This window comes from Amycolatopsis pithecellobii (assembly GCF_009707865.1).
Classification (GTDB): Bacteria; Actinomycetota; Actinomycetes; order Mycobacteriales; family Pseudonocardiaceae; genus Amycolatopsis_E; species Amycolatopsis_E pithecellobii.
Genome location: NZ_WMBA01000099.1, coordinates 1 through 22,764, shown reverse-complemented (window position 1 = coordinate 22,764; position 22,764 = coordinate 1). Strand labels below are relative to the sequence as shown.

The 22,764-nt window shown below is 66.2% G+C and carries 23 protein-coding genes; 13 read left to right on the top strand and 10 right to left on the bottom strand.

Annotation, left to right across the window (positions count from 1 at the left end):
- Positions 1 to 321 precede the first annotated feature (321 nt).
- Both GKO32_RS36040 and hisS read left to right on the top strand, forming a co-directional pair.
- On the top strand, positions 322 to 774 hold the full coding sequence (locus GKO32_RS36040; protein WP_154761392.1) for a flavodoxin family protein: 453 nt from the start codon (positions 322 to 324) through the stop codon (positions 772 to 774).
- A 124-nt stretch (positions 775 to 898) separates the two neighbouring features.
- Positions 899 to 2,188: a histidine--tRNA ligase gene (hisS, locus tag GKO32_RS36035; protein WP_312869180.1), complete on the top strand. Its 1,290-nt coding sequence runs from the start codon at positions 899 to 901 to the stop codon at positions 2,186 to 2,188.
- Here the strand turns inward: hisS and GKO32_RS36030 are convergent.
- Positions 2,185 to 3,096, bottom strand: a complete 912-nt coding sequence (locus GKO32_RS36030) for an aldo/keto reductase (RefSeq protein ID WP_154761397.1) — start codon at positions 3,094 to 3,096, stop codon at positions 2,185 to 2,187. The genes hisS and GKO32_RS36030 overlap by 4 nt on opposite strands.
- A 53-nt stretch (positions 3,097 to 3,149) precedes the next feature.
- Positions 3,150 to 3,545 carry a MerR family transcriptional regulator gene (locus tag GKO32_RS36025; RefSeq protein WP_154761390.1) on the bottom strand — a complete coding sequence of 132 codons (396 nt, stop codon included), beginning with the start codon at positions 3,543 to 3,545 and terminating at the stop codon, positions 3,150 to 3,152.
- A gap of 81 nt (positions 3,546 to 3,626) precedes the next feature.
- Here GKO32_RS36025 and GKO32_RS36020 point away from each other — a divergent pair, with 81 nt between their 5' ends.
- The 4 genes from GKO32_RS36020 (at position 3,627) to GKO32_RS36005 (ending at position 7,788) form a co-directional block, all read left to right on the top strand.
- Positions 3,627 to 4,217 (top strand): TetR/AcrR family transcriptional regulator, encoded by a 591-nt coding sequence (locus tag GKO32_RS36020; RefSeq protein ID WP_154761389.1) that lies wholly within the window; start codon positions 3,627 to 3,629, stop codon positions 4,215 to 4,217.
- Between the two features lie 115 nt (positions 4,218 to 4,332).
- Entirely contained in the window at positions 4,333 to 5,502 is a 1,170-nt protein-coding gene (locus GKO32_RS36015; protein WP_154761388.1) for a hypothetical protein, read from the top strand.
- Entirely contained in the window at positions 5,499 to 7,043 is a 1,545-nt protein-coding gene (locus tag GKO32_RS36010) for a vWA domain-containing protein (protein ID WP_312869178.1), read from the top strand. Before GKO32_RS36015 ends, GKO32_RS36010 begins: the two co-directional genes overlap by 4 nt.
- Positions 7,030 to 7,788, top strand: coding sequence for a hypothetical protein (locus tag GKO32_RS36005; RefSeq protein WP_154761387.1), 759 nt, complete (start codon positions 7,030 to 7,032; stop codon positions 7,786 to 7,788). The genes GKO32_RS36010 and GKO32_RS36005 overlap by 14 nt, the downstream gene beginning before the upstream one ends.
- A 3-nt stretch (positions 7,789 to 7,791) precedes the next feature.
- On the opposite strand, the gene upp is transcribed toward GKO32_RS36005, so the two are convergent.
- A complete protein-coding gene (gene upp, locus GKO32_RS36000; protein WP_154761386.1) occupies positions 7,792 to 8,415 on the bottom strand; it encodes a uracil phosphoribosyltransferase in 624 nt (207 codons plus the stop codon).
- A 50-nt stretch (positions 8,416 to 8,465) separates the two neighbouring features.
- Between upp and GKO32_RS35995 the strand changes: the two genes are divergently transcribed.
- From GKO32_RS35995 to GKO32_RS35980, 4 genes are read left to right on the top strand one after another with little or no spacing between them, the layout of a single operon-like run.
- Positions 8,466 to 9,092: a DUF1707 SHOCT-like domain-containing protein gene (locus GKO32_RS35995; protein WP_312869177.1), complete on the top strand. Its 627-nt coding sequence runs from the start codon at positions 8,466 to 8,468 to the stop codon at positions 9,090 to 9,092.
- Complete coding sequence (gene deoC, locus GKO32_RS35990) at positions 9,089 to 10,042, top strand: deoxyribose-phosphate aldolase (RefSeq protein WP_312869176.1); 954 nt, start codon at positions 9,089 to 9,091, stop codon at positions 10,040 to 10,042. Before GKO32_RS35995 ends, deoC begins: the two co-directional genes overlap by 4 nt.
- Positions 10,042 to 11,475 carry an aldehyde dehydrogenase family protein gene (locus GKO32_RS35985; RefSeq protein WP_312869175.1) on the top strand — a complete coding sequence of 478 codons (1,434 nt, stop codon included), beginning with the start codon at positions 10,042 to 10,044 and terminating at the stop codon, positions 11,473 to 11,475. Before deoC ends, GKO32_RS35985 begins: the two co-directional genes overlap by 1 nt.
- Positions 11,468 to 12,322: an aldehyde dehydrogenase family protein gene (locus GKO32_RS35980; RefSeq protein ID WP_154761384.1), complete on the top strand. Its 855-nt coding sequence runs from the start codon at positions 11,468 to 11,470 to the stop codon at positions 12,320 to 12,322. The genes GKO32_RS35985 and GKO32_RS35980 overlap by 8 nt, the downstream gene beginning before the upstream one ends.
- Before the next feature lie 11 nt (positions 12,323 to 12,333).
- On the opposite strand, the gene GKO32_RS35975 is transcribed toward GKO32_RS35980, so the two are convergent.
- Complete coding sequence (locus GKO32_RS35975) at positions 12,334 to 12,966, bottom strand: TetR/AcrR family transcriptional regulator (RefSeq protein ID WP_154761383.1); 633 nt, start codon at positions 12,964 to 12,966, stop codon at positions 12,334 to 12,336.
- A gap of 116 nt (positions 12,967 to 13,082) precedes the next feature.
- Between GKO32_RS35975 and GKO32_RS35970 the strand changes: the two genes are divergently transcribed.
- Together GKO32_RS35970 and GKO32_RS35965 are read left to right on the top strand one after the other, a co-directional pair.
- The gene (locus GKO32_RS35970; RefSeq protein ID WP_154761382.1) at positions 13,083 to 14,258 is read left to right on the top strand and encodes a cytochrome P450; all 1,176 of its coding nucleotides are present in this window, start codon (positions 13,083 to 13,085) and stop codon (positions 14,256 to 14,258) included.
- A 9-nt stretch (positions 14,259 to 14,267) separates the two neighbouring features.
- A complete protein-coding gene (locus GKO32_RS35965; RefSeq protein WP_154761381.1) occupies positions 14,268 to 14,456 on the top strand; it encodes a ferredoxin in 189 nt (62 codons plus the stop codon).
- Positions 14,457 to 14,509: 53 nt separating this feature from the next.
- Here the strand turns inward: GKO32_RS35965 and GKO32_RS35960 are convergent, their stop codons facing one another.
- From GKO32_RS35960 to GKO32_RS35945, 4 genes are all read right to left on the bottom strand, one after another.
- On the bottom strand, positions 14,510 to 15,337 hold the full coding sequence (locus GKO32_RS35960; protein WP_154761380.1) for a carbohydrate ABC transporter permease: 828 nt from the start codon (positions 15,335 to 15,337) through the stop codon (positions 14,510 to 14,512).
- A gap of 167 nt (positions 15,338 to 15,504) precedes the next feature.
- Complete coding sequence (locus GKO32_RS35955) at positions 15,505 to 16,434, bottom strand: carbohydrate ABC transporter permease (RefSeq protein WP_154761379.1); 930 nt, start codon at positions 16,432 to 16,434, stop codon at positions 15,505 to 15,507.
- Positions 16,431 to 17,771, bottom strand: coding sequence for an ABC transporter substrate-binding protein (locus GKO32_RS35950; protein WP_154761378.1), 1,341 nt, complete (start codon positions 17,769 to 17,771; stop codon positions 16,431 to 16,433). The genes GKO32_RS35955 and GKO32_RS35950 overlap by 4 nt, the downstream gene beginning before the upstream one ends.
- Entirely contained in the window at positions 17,764 to 18,768 is a 1,005-nt protein-coding gene (locus GKO32_RS35945) for a zinc-dependent alcohol dehydrogenase family protein (RefSeq protein WP_312869174.1), read from the bottom strand. The genes GKO32_RS35950 and GKO32_RS35945 overlap by 8 nt, the downstream gene beginning before the upstream one ends.
- A 120-nt stretch (positions 18,769 to 18,888) precedes the next feature.
- Between GKO32_RS35945 and GKO32_RS35940 the strand changes: the two genes are divergently transcribed.
- Complete coding sequence (locus GKO32_RS35940; RefSeq protein ID WP_208024654.1) at positions 18,889 to 19,845, top strand: sugar-binding transcriptional regulator; 957 nt, start codon at positions 18,889 to 18,891, stop codon at positions 19,843 to 19,845.
- Here GKO32_RS35940 and GKO32_RS35935 read toward each other — a convergent pair.
- Complete coding sequence (locus tag GKO32_RS35935) at positions 19,835 to 21,100, bottom strand: cytochrome P450 (protein WP_154761377.1); 1,266 nt, start codon at positions 21,098 to 21,100, stop codon at positions 19,835 to 19,837. The two genes, GKO32_RS35940 and GKO32_RS35935, sit on opposite strands and share 11 nt — an antisense overlap.
- A gap of 247 nt (positions 21,101 to 21,347) precedes the next feature.
- Positions 21,348 to 22,764, bottom strand: a 1,417-nt coding sequence (locus GKO32_RS35930) for a DUF3516 domain-containing protein (RefSeq protein WP_154761376.1), incomplete at its 5' end; no start/stop codon positions are given.

Genomic DNA, 22,764 nt, shown 5'->3' with positions numbered 1-22,764 from the left:
AAAATCAATCTCAAAGGAACCCACAAAAAGGGGTTCAAAACAAAAGCTCTACTGGCTTAGTTCACTAGCACACTGTTGAGTTCTCAAACAACACACCACTGCTTCTGGCAACCCCAAGCAGAAACCATTCTCACTGTTATTTCCCGTGAGGATTTTTCCGCCCGAAGGTCAGGGCCACTTTCGCGGCCCTGCGCCGCCTGGTCTCCCTGGCGACGAAGAAAAGATTACACCCGCCGAATACCCCCCGAACAGGGGGGTGGCTTAACGGCATCGTCCCAGCTCAGAGCGTCACCGAGGGGTGAAGCGGTAGGTTCGGCCGCCATGGCGACCTTGCTGCTCGTGCACCACACGCCCTCCCCGAACCTGCAAGCAATGTTCGAGGCCGTTGTTTCCGGCGCGACGACCGAGGAAATCGAGGGCGTCGACGTCATCCGCCGGCCCGCGCTCGGCGCGACGGTGTCCGACGTACTCGGCGCCGACGGGTATGTCCTCGGCACGCCGGCCAACCTCGGCTATATGTCGGGCGCGCTCAAGCACTTCTTCGATCAGATCTACTACCCATGTCTCGACGCGACCCGCGGCAGGCCGTTCGGCTACTACGTGCATGGCGGCAGTGATGTCGCCGGGACGGTTCGCGGGATCGAGTCGATCACCACGGGGCTGGGCTGGGAGCAGGCCGCCGCCACGGTCACCGTGACGGGCACGCCCAGCAAGGCGGACCTCGAGTCGTGCTGGGAGCTGGGGGCCACCATGGCAGCCCAGCTCATGTCGTGACGATGTCACCGGCGGAGCCGTCCTGCTTGGCGCGGCCAGTCTCATGACGGCCTGGGGAGTCGCGGTCGGCCAGCTCGATAAACTCGGTGACAGCGTCAACCATTTTCCGACCGTGAGGATCGTCGTGCCCGAGTACCTGCCGACCGCGCCCTACCGGGGGACCAGGGATTTCCTGCCCCCGGAGATGTCCGTCCGGACGCAGGTGTTCGGCCATCTCTACGACGTCCTCGAGCGCCACGGTTACCAGCGCTACGACGGCCCGATCCTGGAATCCGCGGAGATCTACGAGAAGAAGTCCGGCCAGGAGATCGCCGACCAGCAGCTGTACACCCTGACCGACCGCGGCGGCCGCCGGCTCGCGTTGCGGCCGGAGATGACACCGACGGTGGCCCGGATCATCGCCGGCAACGCGGGTTCGCTCCAGTTCCCGGTGCGCTGGTACAGCCACCCCAACTGCCACCGCTACGAGCGGCCCCAGCGTGGCCGGGTGCGAGAGCACTGGCAGATCAACGCGGACATCTTCGGCTCGGACAGCGCCAACTGCGAGATCGACATCTTCGAGCTGATCCACGATCTGATGCGCGAGGTCGGCGCCACCGAGGACATGTTCGTGGTGCGCGCCAACGACCGGAACCTGCTTTCGAGCGCGCTGACGGATCTCGTCGGGGTCACCGGGGAACAGCTGCCCCAGGTGTTCGGGCTCGTGGACCGCTGGGAGAAGTACGACCGCGAGACGCTGGCGAAGCAGGCCGAGGAAATCGGGCTGGGCGACAAGCAGTTCGAGAAACTCGGCGACGTGCTCGGCGCCGGGACCGCTTTGCTCGACGAGCTGCCCGCGGCGGTCAAGGAATCGTCGAACCTGGTCAGCGTGCTGTCGTCGGAGGCGGCGAGCCTGGTGCGATTCGATCCCATGATCGTGCGGGGGCTGGCCTACTACACGTCCACGGTGTTCGAGGTTTTCGACACCTCGCCGGAGAACAACCGTGCGTTGTTCGGCGGTGGCCGCTACAGCGACCTCGCGGGGTTGTTCACAGCGCAGCAGATCCCAGGCATCGGGTTCGGCATGGGCGACGTGACGCTGATGGACTTCCTCGGCACGCACGGACTGACGCCGCAGCCGCGCAGCGAGGTCGATGTCGTGGTGATCCCGGTGGCCGAGGAGCTCGGCGGGGCGGCGCGCAAGGTCGCGACGGAACTGCGGAACGCCGGGCTGCGCACGTCCACGCCGATCGAACTGCGCAAGCTCGGCAAGGAGCTGAGCCGTGCCGACAAGGCCGGGGCGCGGGCGGTGGTCATCGTCGGTCAGGAGGACTGGGACGCGGGGAACGTCACCGTGCGCTCGCTCGCGACCCGGGAGCAACGCGTGGTCGCGTTGTCCGAGGCCGCGAGCTCGGTGGCGGAACTGCTGGGTTAACGGTTCGTGGTGCGGCTGAGGGCCGCCGGGTAGCGCTCGCCCGCGACGGCGGTTTCCGGGGCCGCCGACTCGATCCGCGCTATGTCCTCTGTGGACAGTTCCAGGGTGGCGGCGGCGACGTTCTCTTCGAGGTACGTGCGGCGCTTGGTGCCGGGGATCGGGACGACGTCGGGTCCCTTGTGCTGCACCCAGGCGAGGGCGAGCTGCCCGACGGTCACGTCCTTTTCCCCGGCCAGCTCGCGGAGCGCGTCGACGATCGCGAGGTTCCGGTCGAGATTGCCTTCGGCGAACCGCGGCAGGGTGCGACGCATGTCGTCGGCGGTCAGGTCACGCACCGACGTCACCGCGCCGGTCAGGAAACCGCGGCCCAACGGGGAAAACGGCACGATCCCGATACCCAGCTCGCGGCAGACCGGCACGATCTCGTCCTCGATACCGCGCGTCCACAGGCTCCACTCGCTCTGCAGCGCCGTCACCGGGTGGACGGCATGCGCGCGGCGGATGCTCGCCGCGGACGCCTCCGAGATCCCGAGGTAGCGGACCTTTCCTTCGGCGACGAGTTCGGACAGCGCACCCCACGTCTCCTCGATCCGGTCCGGGTCCACGCGATGCTGGTAATAGAGGTCAATGTGGTCGACACCGAGGCGGCGCAACGACTCTTCACAGCACTGCTTGACGTACGCGGCATCACCGCGGACGGAGTGGCCGGACCCGATGCCGAACTTGGTCGCCAGCACCACATTGTCCCTGCGGTCCGCGATGGCACGGCCGACGAGCTGTTCGTTGGCACCGTTGCCGTAGACGTTCGCGGTGTCGATGAGCGTGACACCGAGTTCGAGCGCGCGGTGAATGGTCGCGATCGACTCGTCGTCGTTGCCCCGCCCGCCGTAGGCATGGCTCATGCCCATGCAGCCGAGGCCTTGTGCGCCGACTTCGAGCGAGCCGAGCTTCCGTGCCGGGGTCACGCGGACATCTCCTCCATCTTCGTCGCGGCCTGCACGCGGCAGACCTCGTCGTACCTGTCGATCTTGTAGTCGAGAACGTCCAAACAGGACTGGAGTTCGGCGATCCTGGCGCGGACGGAGTCCCGTTGCTCGACCAGGATTCCCATCAGGCGCGGGGCATTCGCCTCGCTGCGCCGCCGCAACTGGGCGTACTCACGCATCAGCTTGATGGACATGCCGGTGGCACGCAGACGGGTGAGGAATACGAGCCAGTCCAGATCGTCGTCCGAGTAGGCCCGCCGGCCCGCCGCGTCGCGCGCCGGCGGCTCGAGCAGGTTGATGCGCTCGTAGTACCGGAGCGTGTCGATCGAGAGCCCACTCCGGCGGGCAGCTTCCGCTATCGAGTAGCTCATGGATACCGACACTACGACCTGGAGTGCACTCCAGGTCAACCACGGCCAGGTTTGATAACACTGTTGCGATACCCTGCGGACATGGCTCGCCCCCGAACACACGACGAGGCGCTGCGCCAACGCCTGCTCGTCTGTGCCGGTGAGCTGCTGGCAGAAGAAGGCGCGAAGGCACTCAGCCTGCGCAAGCTGGCCGCGGACGCGGGTACCTCGACGACCGCCGTTTACTCGCTGTTCGGGGGCAAGCCGGATCTGGTCAACGCGCTGTACACGGAAGGATTCCGGCGGTTCGGCGCGCGGATACGGGCGGTGCCCGGCACCGGCGATGCGGTCGAAGATGTGGTGCAACTCGGGTTGGCGTACCGGCAAAGCGCGCTCGCGGACCCGAACCTGTACGCGGTCATGTTCACCAAGGCGGTGCCCGGATTCGAGCCGAGCGCGGAGGCGAACGAGCTGGGCCGCGCCGCCCTGTCGCCGCTGGTGGACACCGTGCGCGACGGCATTTCGCGCGGGCAGTTCCGGAAAGTGGCACCGGAAACGATCGCGGTGAGCTGCTGGGGTGTCGCGCACGGGATGGTTTCCTTGGAGCTCAACGGAAATCTGCCACTGAAAGTCGAGGTCGGCGCCGCGTACGAGCAAGCGCTGCGTGCCCAGGTCCGCGGCTGGCAGGCGTAGTAGTCAATCCTGCGCCGCGTGTAACATCCAACCGGCTCGACTCGACTGGGACGGTGAAGCGTCACCGGACCGAAGTCATCCTGGGGAGGCGTCGGTGGCCACCGACAGTGTGACCATGGCGGAACCTTCACTCACCGTACTGCGCCGCCCGAGCTTCTTCCGGCGGCGCGGTTTCCTCTTCTCGTTCACCCCGACGGCTTTCCTCGCGATCGCCGGGCTGGTGTCGCTACTCGTCGCCGGTCACACCACGCTGCCGTTCGAGCCGGTGATCACGCTGGAAGGCAAGATCGCCTCCAAGGCCGAGTTCTTCGAAGACGAGCAGGTCCAGCAGATGCTCATGCGGCATCACATCCGCGTGCACCTGACTCAGACCGGCTCCCGCGAAATCGCCGTCCACGACGTCGACCAGTACGACTTCGTGATGCCTTCGGGCCAGCCGGCCGCGGATCTGATCGTGAAGGCGCGGCCGAACGCGGTCCGCGTCTATCGTCCGTTCATCACCCCGCTGGTGCTGGCGACGTATCGCGAATACGCCGATACGTTGGTCGACGCGGGAATCGCGGCGCCGCAAGGCAATGCCGGCACGCTGTACTACACGTTGAACACCGAGCGGTTCATCGATGCCATGCAACGGCAGGTGACCTGGCGGGACCTGTTGATCGACCGGCACGGCATCGCGAACGGGAACAAGATCCTCGCGCAGTCCCCGGATGTCTGCACCTCCAACTCGGCGGGCACCTACCTCGGCGTCATCGCGTTCATCCAGAACAACCACAGCGTTCCGCAGACCGAAGCGGAAGCGGACAGCCTTGCCGCGAGTATCAAGCCGATCCTCACCGGCCAGGGGCTGCCGGGGGCGGACCTGTTCGCGCCCTACGTCACGCCGGAAGGCCGCGGCTCGGCTCCGATCGTCGTCGTCTACGAGCACCAGTACCTCGCTTATCAGGTTCAATACCGGGCCCGGTCAGGCCGGCCGGACAACGATCGCGTGCTGCTCTATCCCGAGGCGAGATTCGAGACGCAGCCCCAGTTTCTGGCGCTCAACCCGCGGGCGGACCAGCTCGGCGAGCTCATCACGCGTGACCCGGATCTGCGGCGCCGGGCGATGGAACTCGGCTTCCGCGTGCTCGACGAGAGCGGTGCGACGGCGAGCGGCCAGCTCGGCCAGTTCCTGCAGCAGCAAGGCGTCCAGCCGCCGTCGTTCGCGGGCAACGACACCAAGACCTACCTGCCGGGGCTGGATCTGCTCGAGCGGATGATCAAGTCGGTCGGCGGCTGCTCGTGATCCGCCGGCGTGGCATGGGAATCCTGGTGCTGTGCCTGCTGCTGGTCACCGCGAGCGCCTGCACCACGGGCGAATCCCGGGCGATGACACTCCGCGTGCTCGCCAGTCCGGAGCTCGCCGACATGCAACCACTGCTCGAGGATTTGCGGCGGGACACGGGAATCACGCTTTCCCTCGACTACGGCGGACCGGCGGACGCCGGCAACACACTGACGCCCGGTGACTACCACCACGACCTTGCCTGGCTGTCATCCGACCGGTACTTCCAGTTGAAACTGCGGGAATCCGGTGGCGCACAACCGTTGTCCACCAACACGATGCGCACCCCCGTCGTGATCGGGGTCAAGCCGCAAGTGGCGAAGCTGTTGCGTCAGACCGCCCCGGACGGCCGGCTCAGCTGGGCGGACATCGCCGACCGTGCGGCCGCCGGCCTGTTGCGGTTCGGCATGGCGGATCCGAGACAGTCGAACAGCGGCCTCTCCGCGCTCATCGGCGTGGCAACCGCAGCCGCCGGCACGGGCGGTGCGCTGCGGCTCGGGGACGTCACGTGTGATCGGGTCCGCGGGCTGTTCACCGGGCAGACGCTCACCGCCGGCACCTCGGGCGAGTTGACGGACGCCTATGTCGCGCACCAGGACGACACCGACGCGTTGATCGGCTACGAGTCGGTTTTACTTTCCCTCAACAGCAGCGGAAAACTGCGTGAGCCGCTCGAAATTCTGTACCCGGCGGACGGGATGGTCATGTCCGAGTACCCGCTGCTGCTGCTCAATCCGGTGCAGCGGGCGAACTACGACAAGATCGTCGGCTGGCTGAAACAGGACTCCACCCAGCAGAAGATCATGCAGCAGACGCTGCGGCGGCCGGTGGACACCAGCGTGCCGCGTGACCCGCGGCTGACCGAATCCGCGGGGAACGCGCTGTATTTTCCCGACCAGCGGCAGGTCGTCGACAAACTGCTCGCCGACTACGCGGATCCCAAGCTCAGGAAACCCGACCAGGTCTATTTCCTGCTGGACTTCTCCGGTTCGATGAAGGGCTCGCGGATTTCCGCGCTGCGCTCAGCGATCGCGGGACTCAGCGGAGCGGACGACTCATCCGGAGGGAAGTTCCTCCGGTTCTACCGGGACGAGAAGTTCACCGTCATCCGGTTCGGCGGGCGAGTGCTCGGGGAACAGACCTACACCATCAGCGGCGAGCAGGACCTGGACGCGATGCGGGATTTCGTGGCCGCCGACGATTTCGACTCCGAAACCGCGATTTGGTCCACAGTGGACCATGCATATCAGGAGGCGGCCCGGAATGCGCAGCAGGCGGTGTCGATCGTGCTGATGACGGACGGGGAAAGCAATTCCGGGATGAGCCTCGACGATTTCCTGCGCCGGCCGCGGCCCGCCGGGGTGCCGACGTTCACCATCCGGTTCGGCGAGGCGAACGCGGCGGAGCTCGATCGCGCCGCGCGCGCCACGGGCGGGCGCATGGTCGACGCGAATGCTACGTCCCTTCTCGACGCCTTCAAGGAGATCCGTGGCTGCCGATAGCGTGTGGTGGAAGGTATGGGGGCCGTGGACGGTCGTCTGGTGGATCACCGCGGTCGCGCTGGTGGCCGCGGCGCTGATCGTACTGTTGAGCTGGCGCAGGCATCGCTGGCTTTCCGGGCTGTGGAAAGAGGGTCCGGACGCGGGGATCACCCTGTACCTCGATGACGACGCCATCATGGGGATCTACCTGCAGGGCAACTACAAGTCCGCGCTGCGGCGTGAGGTCGAGGATCGCGTGAAGACCAAGGGTGACGCCAGTTTCAGCGCCAAGGTTTTCGGGGTGGGTGCCGGGGCCAAGCGGTCCGTGGACCGTGAGGTGTTCAAGAGATACATCGAGGAAGAGGAGCCGATCACGGTCATCGGCATGATGCTGAGTGTGCTCGAACGTGCCCACGGCATCGTCTACGCCGACCTCGTCGACCAGGAGATCGGCGCGGGCACCGCGCTGACCAGGGCGGTGGGCCGGGAGGTGACGGGTGGGGACACCGTGCGGCTGTCCCAGTTCAACCTGCGGGCGCTGGTCTCGGTGAAGGGAAAGTTCCGGGAAGTCGCCAAGGACGACGAACGCACCATCTTCGCCGGCCCCTTCGGCAACGGCGAGCAGGCGAACGTCACGGTGGCCTGCGCGACGAAATGGCTTCGCCGGACAGTGCCCGTCGGCACGTTCCAGGCGCGCTGTTTCGGGCATGTGCAGAGCTGGGACGACGGCGCGCTGCGATTCGACCCGATCGCGGTTTTCCAGTGACGCTCAGCGGGCGCCGTACTGCCGGTCCCCCGCATCGCCGAGGCCGGGCACGATGAAACCCGAGTCGTTCAGGCGTTCGTCGATACTCGCCGTCACCACGCGGACCGGCAGCCCGGATTCCTCCAGGTGCTTGAGTCCCTCCGGGGCGGCCAGCGCGCAGATCGCCGTCACGTCGGTGGCCCCGCGCTCGGTGAGCAGCCGGATCGTGTAGGCCATCGATCCGCCGGTGGCGAGCATCGGGTCCAGCACGAACACCGGGCGGTCCGCGAGACTTTCCGGCAGCGACTCCATGTACGGCGTCGGTTGCAGGGTCTCCTCGTCACGGGCCAGTCCGACGAATCCCATCTGCGCGTCCGGGATCAGCTTGTGCGCCTGGTCGGCCATGCCGAGGCCGGCGCGCAGCACCGGCACCAGCAGGGGCGGGTTGGCCAGCCGGTAACCCTGCGTTCTGGCGACTGGCGTGTGGATGCGCTCGGCCTTCACCGGTGCTTCGCGGGTGGCTTCGTAGATCAGCATGACCGTCAGCTCATGCAGCGCCGCGCGGAACGCCGCGCTGTCGGTGCGGGCGTCCCGCATGGTCGACAGCCGGTCCTTGGCCAGCGGATGATCGACGACGAGCGTGTCCATGTGCCCAGAGACTACGCGGTCCACGGCCGTCAACCGTTACGCTCCGAACTGTGACGGAGCAGACGCCTGACCGGCCACCGATGCGAGCTTCCAACGCCGACCGCGAGCGGGTCGCGCAGATCCTGCACAACGCCCTGTCCGAGGGCCGGATCAACGTGGAGGAGCTGGAACAACGGCTCGACACGGTGTACGCCGCGAAAACGCTGGAAGAGCTCGAACCGCCGGTCTCGGACCTGCCGGACGTCTCGCCCGCCGCGGCGGTGGAACCGGCCCGTTCGCGCGCGCTGGACAACCGGATCGGGGGCACGCCCGGCTCGGCGGCCTCCATCGCCGTCATGTCCGGCGCGAGCCGCAAGGGCAGCTGGGTCGTCCCGCCGCAGCACACCAGCGTGGCGTTCTGGGGCGGCGTCGAGATCGACCTGCGCAACGCGCGCTTCGCCGAGCGCGAGTCGACCATCACGGCGGTCGCGATCATGGGCGGGATCGAGATCACCGTGCCCGACGACGTCCTGATCGAGGTCAACGGTGTCGGCTTCATGGGCGCCTTCGACACCGAGGACCGCGCCAGTGCCGTGCCGCCGCCGGGCGCGCCGGTCGTGCGGGTGACCGGGTTCGCGTTCTGGGGCGGTGTGAACGTCATCCGCAAGCCCCGGAAACCCCCTACCATCGGGGCGTGAGCACACCCACTCTCCCGCCGGGGCTCGACGACGCGACCCGCGACGACGCAAGCCTGCGCCGGTTCCTGCACGGCCTGCCCGGTGTGGACCAGGTCGGTGTCGAAGCCCGCGCCGCCTCGCTTGCCACGCGCAGCATCAAAAAGGCCGCGAAACTCCTGGCCATCGACACCGCGATCTCGATGGTGGACCTGACCACTCTCGAAGGCGCCGACACGCACGGCAAGGTCCGCGCGCTCACCGCCAAGGCGAAGCGCCCCGATCCCGATCATCCCGACACCCCGCAGGTCGCCGCGGTCTGCGTCTATCCCGACCTCGCGGCCACGGCCGTGGAGAACCTCAAGGGCACCGGGATCGGCGTGGCCAGCGTCGCGACGGCGTTCCCGTCCGGCCGGTCGAACCGCACGGCGAAACTCGCCGACGTCGCGCTGGCCGTCGAGTCCGGCGCGTCCGAAGTGGACATGGTGATCGACCGTGGCGCGTTCCTCGAAGGCCGGTACGGGCAGGTGTTCGAGGAGATCCAGGTGGTCAAGAACGCTTGTGGCGACGCACATCTGAAAGTCATCCTCGAAACCGGTGAGCTCGCCACGTACGACAACGTGCGCCGCGCGTCCTGGCTCGCGCTGCTGGCGGGCGGCGATTTCATCAAGACCTCCACCGGCAAGGTCTCCCCCGCCGCGACGCTGCCGGTGACGCACGTGATGCTCCAGGCCGTGCGCGACTGGTTCACCACGACCGGCGAGCTGCGCGGCCTGAAACCGGCGGGCGGGATCCGCACGACGAAGGACGCGATCCGGTACCTCGTCGCCGTGCACGAGGTCGCCGGCGAGCAGTGGCTGACCCCGAAGCTGTTCCGGTTCGGCGCGTCGAGCCTGCTCAACGACCTGATTCTGCAGCGGCGCACCCAGCTCGACGGTCACTACAGTGGCCCTGACTACGTGACGGTGGACTAGTGGCTGTCTTCGACTACGCGCCCGCGCCGGAGTCGCGTGAGCTGGCGAATCTCAAGCCGGCGTACCGGCCGTTCGTGAACGGCGAGTTCGTCGACGGCTCGGGCGAACCACTGAAGACGATCAACCCCGCCACCGAGGAGGTGCTCGCGGAGGTCGGCACCGCGTCACCGTCCGATGTGGACACCGCGGTGAAGGCGGCACGGCGGGCGTACGAAAAGACCTGGGGCCCGATGCCGGGTGCCGAACGGGCGAAGTACCTGTTCCGCATCGCACGCCTGATCCAGGAACGCTCGCGCGAGCTCGCCGTGCTGGAAACCCTCGACAACGGTAAGCCCATCAAGGAATCCCGCGACTCGGACCTGCCGACCGTCGCCGCGCATTTCTTCTACCACGCGGGCTGGGCGGACAAGCTGGACTATGCCGGGTTCGGGCCCGACCCGAAACCGCTGGGCGTGGCCGGGCAGATCATCCCGTGGAACTTTCCGTTGCTGATGCTGGCGTGGAAGATCGCGCCGGCGCTCGCGACCGGCAACACCGTGGTGCTCAAGCCGGCGGAGACGACCCCGTTGACCGCGCTGGTGTTCGCCGAGATCTGCCAGCAGGCCGAGCTGCCGCCTGGCGTGGTGAACATCCTGCCCGGTGCCGGTGACGTCGGGCAATTACTGGTGCGGCACAACGATATCGACAAGATCGCCTTCACCGGCTCCACCGAGGTCGGCAAGCTGATCCAGCGCGAAGTCGCGGGGACGCCCAAGCGGCTGACCCTCGAACTGGGCGGCAAGGCGGCGAACATCGTCTTCGACGACGCCCCGCTCGACCAGGCCGTCGAGGGCATCGTGAACGGGATCTTCTTCAACCAGGGCCACGTGTGCTGCGCGGGATCCCGGCTGCTCGTCCAGGAGTCCATTGTGGACGATGTGCTGGACAAGCTGCGTTACCGCGTGTCCACGATGCGCCTCGGTGACCCGCTGGACAAGAACACCGACATCGGCGCGATCAACTCCGAAGCCCAGCTGACGAAGATCCGCGAACTCGTCGAGGCCGGAGAGTCCGAGGGCGCGCACCGCTGGACCAGTTCGTGCCCGGTGCCCGAGCGCGGATTCTTCTTCGCTCCCACCGTGTTCTCCGACGTGCACCAGTCGATGCGGATAGCCCGCGAGGAGATTTTCGGCCCGGTGCTGTCGGTGCTGACGTTCCGCACCCCCGCGGAGGCAGTGGCGAAGGCGAACAACACGCCGTATGGCCTGTCGGCGGGGATCTGGAGTGACAAGGGATCGCGGATCCTGTCGGTCGCGAACCGCTTGCGTGCCGGCGTCGTCTGGGCGAACACGTTCAACCGCTTCGATCCGACGGCCGCCTTCGGTGGCTATCAGGAATCCGGCTTCGGCCGGGAAGGTGGCCGCGTCGGCCTGGAGGGATACCTTGATGTCTGAGCGGGTCACGGTCGCCAAGACCTACAAGCTCTATCTCGGCGGAAAGTTCCCGCGCTCGGAGTCCGGCCGGGTCTATTCGGTGCAGGACACCAAAGGCAAGTTCCTCGCCAACGCCGCGCAGGCGTCGCGAAAGGACATTCGGGACGCGGTTTCCGCCGCACGCAAGGCTTTCCCCGGCTGGTCCGGTGCGACGGCGTACAACCGTGGGCAGGTGCTGTACCGGGTCGCGGAGATGCTCGAAGGCCGGCGCGACCAGTTCGTCGCCGAAGTCGCCGCGGCCGAGGGTGGTCGCCGTAGCGCGTCCATTGTGGACGCCGCGATCGACAGGTGGGTGTGGTACGCGGGCTGGACGGACAAGATCGCGAGCGTGCTCGGCGCTGCGAATCCCGTTGCGGGGCCATACTTCTCGTTCACCTTGCCCGAACCGACCGGTGTCGTCGGCGTGCTCGCGCCGCAGCGGTCGTCGTTGCTGGGCTTGGTGAGCGTGCTCGCGCCGGTGCTCGCGACCGGGTGCACCGCGGTGGTGGTGAGCAGCGAAACGCGACCACTGCCGGCGATCACGTTGTCCGAGGTGCTCGCGACGTCGGACCTGCCGGGCGGAGTGGCGAACATCCTGACCGGGCGGGCGGCGGAGCTGGGCCCGTGGCTGGCTTCCCACGGCGACGTCAACGCACTCGACCCGACCGGTGCCGACGACCGCGCCGCGTTGGCACGCGAAGCGGCCGGGACGGTGAAACGTGTGCTGGCGGTGCCGGCCGAGGAACCGGACTGGACGCGCCGGCCCGACATCACACGGCTGCGCCGCTACCTCGAGGCGAAAACCGTCTGGCACCCGATGGGCGACTGAGCGACTCGCCTTCAGTCCTTGCCGAGGTCGGAGGGGGTGATCGGCTGGCCGGGCAGCCCGCCGGGCTGGGCGCGCAAGCCGTCGAACAGCAGCGCCAGTATCCGGTCGGTCATCATGGCCACCCGGTCCGTAGGCACCGGCATTCGCCTCAGCAGCAAGGAAACGAGCACCGCGACGTCACCGGAGCCGACATCGGGCCGCAGCGCGCCTTCCTGCTGCGCCGACACCACGATCCGATCCAAGATCGCCAAGATCTCGTCGCGGAAGCGGGTGATCTCCAGATCGTCGCGCATGGCCTCCCACATGCCCAGCGACCACAGGGGGAACTGTAAGGTCAGCCGCAGAGCGAGGGACCGGCCGACCAACCGGACGAACGCATCCCAGGCCGTCGGTTCCTCCGTCTCGGCGGCCTTGGCATCGGCGAGCACGTCGGCGAAGTTGCTTTGTGCGACGGCACGGATCAACGCCTCCCGATCCGGGAAACGCCGGTACAGCGTGCCGACACCAACACCAGCGCGGCGGGCGATCTCCTCCATCGGCACCTCGGGGCCGTCTTCGGTGAACATCACCTTCGCCGCCGCGATGATCTGGTCACGGTTACGCCGCGCGTCGGCTCGGAGACGTACCTCGACATCGGCGGTCATGCCCTGATTGTCGCATCCCAGGCTAGGTGGACGAAAATCCTCCACTTCGGTACCGTGGGCATTGAAGTGGAAGGTGTTCGTCCGCATACTCAGAGTACGGATTTTGGGGTGGAACCATGACTACTGTCTCGCCGCTTCCCATGACCAGGAGCTGTCCCTACGCGCCGCCGGAAGCGCACACCCAGCTGCGCGAGGAAGAGCCGGTCTCCCGCATCTTGCTGCCCGACGGGAGGGAAGCCTGGGCTGTGGCGCGGCACGACCTCATCCGGTCGATGCTGACCGACCCGCGGTTCAGCTCCAACCGGAAAAACCCCAACTACCCGACACTGAGGCCGGTCGTTTCCCGCGAACTGGTCCCGCTGTCGCTGATTTCGATGGACCCACCCCGGCACGGTCCGGCACGCCGGGCCGTGGTCGGTGAGTTCACCGTGAAGCGAATGGCCGCATTGCGCCCGCGGATCCAGCAAATCGTCGACGACCACATCGACGCCATGCTCGCCGGCCCGAAACCGGTGGACCTCGTGCCCGCGCTCTCGCTGCCTGTGCCCTCCCTGGTGATCTGCGAACTGCTCGGCGTGCCCTACTCCGACCATGAGTTCTTCCAATCGCGCACGGCGACGATGCTGCGCCAGACCATTCCGCAAGAGGAGCGGTCGCAGGCCACCTCGGAATTGGTCCAATACCTGGACGAACTGGTGTCCCGCAAGGAACGGGAGCCCAGCGACGACCTGCTCGGCCGCCAGGTGGCGAAGGGCGACAGTCACGAGGATCTGGTCGGGCTGGCATTCCTGCTGCTCCTCGCCGGGCACGAGACGACAGCGAACATGATCTCGCTCGGCACCGTGACGCTGCTCGACCACCCGGAATCGCTTGCGGCGATCCGCGACGATCCCGAGAAGATTCCGAACGCGGTCGAGGAAATGCTGCGCTTCTACACGATCGCGGAGTTCGCGAACTCGCGCGTCACCGTCGAGGACGTGGAACTCGGCGGTGTGCTGATCCCCAAGGGCAGCCCCGTGTTCAGCCTGAGCAACGCGGCCAACCGGGACCCGGAGGCGTTCGAACGGCCCGAGGAGTTCGATATCGACCGCGGCGCGCGGCACCACATCGCGTTCGGTTTCGGCGCACACCAGTGCCTCGGTCAGAACCTGGCACGGATGGAACTGCAAATCGTGTTCGAGACCCTCTTCCGCCGGATCCCTGACCTGAAAATCGCCGTACCGTCCGACGAATTGAAGTACAAGGACGACGGTCTCATCTACGGTATGTACGAACTGCCCGTCACCTGGTAGAGGAAAGCCATGCGAATTGTCGCCGACAAAGATGTCTGCGTGGGCGCCGGCCAGTGCGTGCTGACCGATCCGGCCACGTTCGACCAGAGCGAGGATGACGGCGTCGTCATCCTGCTCAACGAACAGCCCGCTGACGAGCAGAAGGCGCGCGAAGCCGTGCAGATCTGCCCCAGTATGGCGCTGACGATCGAGGAATGAACGTCCAAAGGGGACCTCGGGCTACCCGGGGTCCCCTTTGGACAGTCGTTGACTTACTTGACCGCACCCATCGAAAGGCCGCGCACCAGGTTCTTCTGCGCGATCCAGCCGACGATCATCACGGGCAGCGATGCGAGCAACGCGGCCGCGGACAGCTGCGCCCAGTACAGGCCCTCGCTGGTGATGAACCCGACGAGGAACACCGGGACCGTGCCGGCTCGCGCGGCCGTCAGGTTGACCGCGTAGAAGAACTCCGTCCACGAGAAGATGACGCAGATCAGCGCGGTCGCCGCGATGCCGGGCGCGACCACCGGCAGGATCACCCTGGACAGCAGCAACGGCAGTTTCGCGCCGTCGACCCGGCCCGCCTCGATGATCTCCGTCGGCACCTCGAGGAAGAACGAGCGCATCATCCAGATCGCCAGCGGCAGGTTCATCGCCGTGTAGAGGATGACCAGTGCCCACACGTTGTCCAGCAACTGCGTCCGCTGCGAGATCACGTACAGCGGGATGATCGCCGCGACAATCGGCAACATCTTGGTGGACAAGAAGAATCCGAGCACGTTGCTCGTCTTCGGCACCGGCGCCAGTGAAAGCGCATACGCCGCGGGCACGCCGACCAGGAGCACGATCAGCGTCGACACGATCGTCACGAACGCGGAATTCCCCAGATATGGCAGGAAACCGCGGTCGATGATGTTCGCGAATTGGCTCAGCGTGGGGGTGAACGCCAGCCGTGGAGGATCGGTGTAGGCGTCGGCCTCCTGTTTGAACGAGGTCAGGATCATCCACAGCAGCGGGAACACGAACAGGATCGCGATGACCCAGGTGGCCACCGTCAGCGAAGCGCGCCCCACCTGGCGCTGTACCTGTGTGGCCATTTCACACACCCCTGTGCTGGTTCGGCCGGCGCGCGAACGACGAACGCGTGTACGGGTCGCACTTTCGATCGGCAGCGCCACGTCCGCTGGACGCGCGACCCGCATCCGCGTTCGCGTACCTTCGGCACGCGCGCTCACTGGTCCCTTTTCGATGCCTCATGCCCTGATCACTTCCTACCGCTTACGTCAAAGGAGCGGAACATCAAGCGCAGCGCGAAAGTCGCCACGATCAGCGTCATGATCACCACAACCACGCCCATCGCCGAGGACTGGCCGACGTCGAAGCCCTGGAACGCACGCTGGTAGATGTAGTACGGCAGGTTAGTGCTCGCGGTGCCCGGACCTCCTTGTGTCATCAGGAAAATCGCGTCGAAACTGTTCACGATGTAGATCGCGCCGAGCAGTACCGACAGCTGGATGTAACGGGACAGGTGCGGCAACGTGATCGACGCGAACGTGCGCCACCGGCCCGCGCCGTCGACGGACGCCGCCTCCAGCACGTCCTTCGGCTGACTCTGCAGACCGGCGAGCAGCAGCAACATCATGAACGGCGTCCATTGCCAGATGACCTGTGTCATCACCGATCCCAGCGGGAACTCCGAAAGCCAGTCGGTGCCACCGCCGAACACGAAGTTCAGCAACCCGTAGGTCGGGTCGAACATCGTGGTCTTCCACAGCAACGCGCCCGCCGCGGGCAGGATGAGGAACGGCGTGATCAGCAGCGTCCGGACAAACCCACGGCCGACGAACTTTCGGTCCAGCAACAGGGCCAGACCGAGGCCGAGCAGCAACGCGATCAGCACACAGACCACGGTGAGGACCACCGTGTTGATCAACGCCGTGCGGAACTGGCTGTCGGTGAACACATCGACGTAGTTGCGCAGTCCGACGAAGTGCTGCGAACCCGGCCTGACCAGGTTCCAGGACTGGAACGAGTAGATCACCGTGACCACAAAGGGAATCTGCGTCACCACGATGGTGAACAGCAGCGCGGGCAACAGCGGCGCCCGCCGGGCCCACGCCGACCCCGTTGCCTTCGTCGCGGTTCTGGTGCTGGTTGTCTGTCCTGTTTGGAGTGAAGGCGCGACCGCAGTCATTTCGTCTCCCGATAGGAATCGCCGACGGTTTGCGCGTACTGCTGGGACTGCTCGAGTGCTTCGTCCACACTGAGCTGACCGGCGATCGCCGCGGACAGCTCCTGGCTCACCCTGGTACCGAGATCCTGGAACTCGGGAATGCCGACGAACTGGATTCCGCTGTAGGGCACGGGTTTCGCGTGTACGTTCTCCGAGCGCGCCGCGTCGATGCTGTCCAGGGTCGGCTGGGCATAGGCCTGTGCCGCCTGCTGATACTCGGGAATCTGGTAGGTCGACAGCCGGCAGCCGGGCGGCACCGCGTTCCACCCGTCGGCCTTGCCCACCATCTGCACGAACTCCTTGTTCGTCATCCAGTTCAGGAAGGCCCACGACGCCTGCTTGTCCTTGGCCACCTTGGGAATCGCGAGCGACCAGGTGTAGAGCCAGCCACTGGCCTTCGTCTGCTCGACCGGCGCGGCCACGTACCCGGACTTGCCGACGACCTTGCTGCTACTCGGGTCCTCGTTGGTGCCGGCCATGACGGTCGCGTCGTACCACATCGCGGCCTGGCCCTGCGCGTAGCGCGTGCCGCATTCGGAGAACCCGGCGCTCGATGCGCCGACCTCACCGTGGTCACGGACCAGGTTCACATAGAAATTCGCGGCAGCCTTGAACTGTGGCGAGGTCAGCTGCGCGTTCCAGTTCTGGTCGAACCACGAGGCGCCGAAAGTGTTCGCGACGGTGTCGAACGGCGCGAGGTTCTCGCCCCAGCCCGGCTTGCCACGCAGACAGATCCCCGAGATTCCGGCGTTCTTGTCGTCCAGCTTGGCGGCGAAGTCGGCGACCTGCTGCCAGGTGGGGTTCGCCGGCATGGTGAGCCCGGCCTTCTCGAAGAGATCCTTGCGATAGGCCAGGAAGGAAGACTCGCCGTAGAACGGCACCGCGTACATGGAACCCTGGTACGACAAGGAATCCTTGATGCTCGGGATGAAGTCGCCAGGGTCGTAGCCCGGAGTTCCATCCACATAGGACTGGAGGTTTTCCAGCCAGCCGTTCGCGGCCCACTGCGGGGTCTCGTAGTTGCTGATCATCACCACGTCGAACTCACCGCCGCCGGTGGCGACCGACGAGGTGATCTTCGCGCGGGCCTGGTTTTCCGGCAGGGACACGAACTTGAGCTTGATGCCCGGGTTCTTCGCCTCGAATTCGTGCGACAGCGCGATCGCGTCGTTCATCTGCGGGTTGGACACGATCGCGATCACGAGGGTACGGCCGCCCGAGCCGAGCGCTCCCGCACCGGCGCAACCGGTCAGCGTGAGCAAGAGGGCGACGGCAAGCAAAGCAAGGCGCTTACGCATCGAGTCCTCCAGGCAGCACCTGCACCTTCAGACCGGCACCACTGCGCATCAGTTCCAGCGCGTCGGGGAATCTCTCGAGTGGAAGAGCGTCGGTGAGCAGCGCCCTGGTGTCGATCGCGCCGTTCGCGACCAGGTTGAGCGCCGCCCCGTAACTGTGCAGAACTGCCATCGAACCCACCACCGTGATCTCGTCGTTGTAGATACGGAAGGGAGAAAGCGCTATCCGCGCCTCAGCGGGCGCGACACCGAACACCAGGAAGCGGCCACCGCGACGTAACGCGTCGAAGGCGGCCTCCATCGCCGGTGCGGCACCGGTGCAGTCCACCGAAGCGTCGAACCGTTCACCGTCCAATTCGGACACATCGGCGGCGACGGCATGCGCGCCGAGGTCCCTTGCCCGCGGCAGGCGGGAAGCGTTGCGGTCCACCATGGTCACGCGGGCACCGGCGCGTTGCAGCAGCTGCTGCATGATCAGGCCCATGGTGCCGGCCCCGACGATCAGAAAGCGCTCTCCCGCTTCTACGCCGATGCGGCGCACGCCATGCACCGCACAGGAAACGGGTTCGACGAGCGCACCCTCCTGCCAGTTCAGGTGATCGGGCAGGCGATAGCAGTTCGCGGACGGGACCGCGACATATTCGGCGAAGGCACCGTCGACGGTGTCGCCGGTGGCGGCCCAGTTCTCACAAAGGTTGCCGTGTCCGGCGCGGCACGGATCGCAGTAGCCGCAGAACAACGACGGGTCCACGGCGACGCGGTCGCCGACCTTCCAGTCGCCCGGCACGTCGGGGCCCAGCTCGACGATCTCCCCCGCGAACTCGTGCCCCGGCACGATCGGATAGGGGGTGGGCGGGAAATGGCCGTCGGCGATGTGCAGGTCCGTACCACAGATCCCGGTGGCGCCGACCTTGATCACCACCTGACGTTCACCAGGGACAGGGTCGGGAACTTCACCGACCCGGACCGACCCGGGCTTGTCAACGATCGCGGCCCGCACTCCGGCTCACCTCTTCTGCGCTCATATGAGCGCTTCACGACACTGTGGTCACATGCAAGCAGGTGCATTAGAGGCCTTTTGTCTTACCTGCGTCAACCTTGTACGCGCTATATTGCTCAGATGAGCACCAAGAGGAACCTGTTGGACACCATGACCTCGGCCGTCATCGCGCATCGCTTCTACGCGGCGGGCAAGTCGAAGATCGAGATCGCCGAGGAGTTCGGGATCAGCCGGTTCAAGGTGGCGCGAGTCCTCGACTGGGCGCGTGACAGTGGTCTGGTGCGCATCGACTTCGATCTTCCGGTGCCGGTCGATGTGAAACTGTCCGACGAGGTGCGCACCGCTTACGATCTGGACCAATGTTTCGTGCTCGACCGTGGCGCGAGCCAGGGTGACCGGCCGGAGGTGCGGCGGCGGATCGGCGCGGTGGCGGGGCGGCTGCTTTCGGAGATCGTCACGGAGAATGACGTGCTCGGGTTGTCGTGGGCACGCTCGGTGAACGTGACCACCGAGGCCGTGCGCAACCTCGCGAAGTGTCCTGTCGTGCAATTGTGTGGGGTGCAGGCAGGGATCGATACGCGGGACCGTTCGGTGGAGACGGTCAGCAGGCTCGCGGCGACCTCCGGCGCCGATGCGTACCCGATTTACGGACCGCTCGTGCTGCCCGATCGCCGGACCACGGAGATCCTGCGCCGGCAGCCGGGTATCGCGGAAACGTTCGGGCAGTTCAAGAATCTGACCAAGGCCGTGGTCAGTATCGGGGCGTGGCTACCAGGAGAGTCCACTGTGTACGATGCGGTGCTGCCGGAGGAACGGCAGGCCATCGCTGCCCGCGGAGCGAAAGCGGAAGTGGCGGCGCGGCTGTTCGATGGTGACGGGAAACCGATGTCGACGGGTCTCGCGCACCACGTGCTCGCGATCAGCACCGAGGAACTGTTGCGGGTGCCCGAAGTGATCGCACTCGGTTACACCGCACCGAAAGCCGACGCGATCGATGCGGTGCTGCGCTCGGGTCTGGTGTCCACACTCATCACCGACACCCCCGCCGCCGAACGCCTCCCGCGTCTCAAAGGGTGACGGGCAGGGATTCCACGCCGTAGACGACGGAAGTCTGGCGGTAGGAAAGGTCCTCGGGTGCGACGGCCAGCTGCATTTCCGGGAACCGGCGGACCAGGGCGGGATACGCGGCGCGCAACTCCATGCGCGCCAGCTCCGCACCGATGCACCGGTGCACACCCCAGCCGAACGCCAGGTGTGACGAGGATTCCCGCTTGGCGTCGAAGGTTTCCATGCCACCGCCCAGTTTCTCGTCACGGTTCGCGCCGCTGAGCGACACGAACACGATGTCCCCCTTGGTGATACGGGCGCCGCCGATCTCGATGTCCTCCTTGGCGAAACGCGGGAACGCCACCTGCACCACGGTCAGGTAACGCAGCAGTTCCTCGACGAACTTGTTGATCGCTTCGTCGTCGTCACGCACCAGGTCGAACGTCTCACGGTCGCGGAGCAGGACGATGGCGCCCAGCGCAAGCATGCTCGCCGTGGTTTCCAGGCCACCGGTGAGCACTCCGTCCGCGAGACCGGCAAGCTCGATGTCGGAGATCTCGTCACCGTGCTCCTTGATGAGCATGCCGAGCAGGCCGTCGCCAGGCGACTCGCGCTGCTTCTTCACGATCTCGCCCATGTATGTCAACGATTCGGAGATCGCGCCGAACGAAGCCCCGGCCCCGGCGAACAGGTCGAACCGCACGGTGCTGAGCCGCTGGAAGTCGGCGCGATCCTCGTAGGAGACGCCGAGCAGCTCACAGATCGTGAGCGATGGGATCGGCAATGCGTACGACTGCATCAGATCGACCGGGCCCGCGCTGGCGGCCATCGTGTCGAGCTGTTCGGAGATGATCTCGTGGATGCGCGGCGTGAGGCGGCTCAGGCGGCGCATCGTGAACTCCGGCGTCAGCAGCTTGCGTAACCGGGTGTGATCGGGCGGATCGGCGAACCCGAGCCCGCCGGGGTTGGTGTCCGCCGACATTCCGGCCGTGCCGACCAGGTTGGTGTAATCGTTGCTGAACTTGCCGACGGCGGCGAGCACTTCCTTGGCCTCGTCGTACCCGGTCACCAGCCACGCCCGCAGCCCGAACGGCAACTTGAGGCGCGTGACGGGTTCCGTCTCCCGCTTCTCACCCAGCTCCGGCACCGGGTCCAACTCGGTGCGGCGCAAGGGCATCAAAGTGGACTCGGGCAACAAGGAAAGCAGATCGACACCCTTCTTCTGCTTTCGCTCGATGTACTTGCGCCCCACCCACCCGACAATCCGGGAGCGAAGATCGGTCATGCCCGGATGCTACACGCGGGAACACCCAGGCAGAGCCCGGTGTCGGCCGAAGCGACAAGTGACGAAAGCCTCTAGAAACACGAAGGAAGAAGGCTTGAAAAGCCCCTGCCAAGGTGCCCGTTCCGGCATCCCCCGTCGTCCCGGGAGCCAGCCCGTCCGGCCCCCGTCCGGCGAGGACACGTGCTGGGTCGGGCCAAGTCACCGGCGAGCAAGACCGAATCACATCGTTCCCACCACGGCAAAACCACTACAGCTGGTCCACCGCCGTGATGCGGACGACTGCTGCGCCCACCTCATCGGACGCCGCGAGGTCGACCTCCGCGCTGATGCCCCAGTCGTGGTCACCCGCCGGATCGTCGAAGATTTGCCGCACGCGCCAGATTTCCGGCTCCTTCTCGATGATCAACAGCGCTGGGCCGCGTGCGTCCGGGCCCGTGCCCAGGTCGCCGTGCTCCTCGAAATATTCTTCCAGCGCGGCCTCCCATTCGACCGCGTCCCAGCCGTCATCGCCATCGAGGGCGCCGAGTTCTTCGTACGCCCGCCGTGCCGCCAGTTCGACGCGCCTGAACAGCTCATTGCGCACCAGTACCCGGAAAGCCCGCTCGTTCCTGGTCACCGGCGGCGGCCCCTCCGGCAGCGAAGGCGCATGGGCCGAGGCATCACCAGGGTGCCGCAGGGCCTCCCATTCATCCAGCAGACTCGAGTCCACCTGCCGCACCAATTCTCCCAGCCACGCGATCAAATCCTGCAGCGGCTCGGTTTTCGCCTCATCCGGCACGGTGTGGCGCAGCGCATCGTAGCCATCCGCAAGGTAGCGCAGCACCAAGCCTTCCGACCGGGCGAGCGAGTAAAAGTTCACGTACTCAACGAAGTTCATCGCCCGCTCGTACATGTCCCGCACGACAGCCTTCGGCGACAACTGATAATCCGCCACCCAGGGATGGCCCCGACGGTAAGTCTCGTAAGCCGCGTTCAGCAGCTCCTCCAACGGCTTCGGGTAGCTTACCTCGTCGAGCAGAGCCATCCGCTCGACGTATTCCATCCCCTCGGCCTTCATCGCCGCGACAGCTTCACCGCGCGCCTTGAACAACTGCTGCGACAATACCGCGCGGGGATCGTCCACTGTGGACTCTATCACCGAGACGACATCCAGCGGGTACGACGGCGACTCCACATCCAGCAAGTCGATCGCGGCCAGTGCGAACGGGGAAAGTGGCTGGTTCAAAGCGAAATCGAACTGCAGATCCACCGTGAGCCGGACGGTCCTGCCCTCCTCGTCGGGCTCGTCGAGCTTCTCCACCACACCCGCCGCGAGCAGTGCGCGGTAGATCGCGATCGCGCGCAGGATGTGCTTGCGCTGCGCCGGCCGGTCTTCGTGATTGTCCTCCAGCAGATGCCGCATATGCAGAAAAGCGTTACCCGGCCGCGAAATCACGTTCAACAGCATCGAGTGGCTGACCCGGAAACTCGACGTCAGCGGCTCCGGCTGCGAGGCGATCAGCCGGTCGAACGTGCTCTCGGTCCAGTTGACGAACCCCTCCGGCGCCTTCTTCCGGATGATTTTCCGCTTCTTCTTCGGATCGTCACCGGCCTTTTCCAGCAGCTTCGCGTTTTCCACCACGTGATCCGGCGCCTGCACCACGACATATCCATCGGTGTCGAAC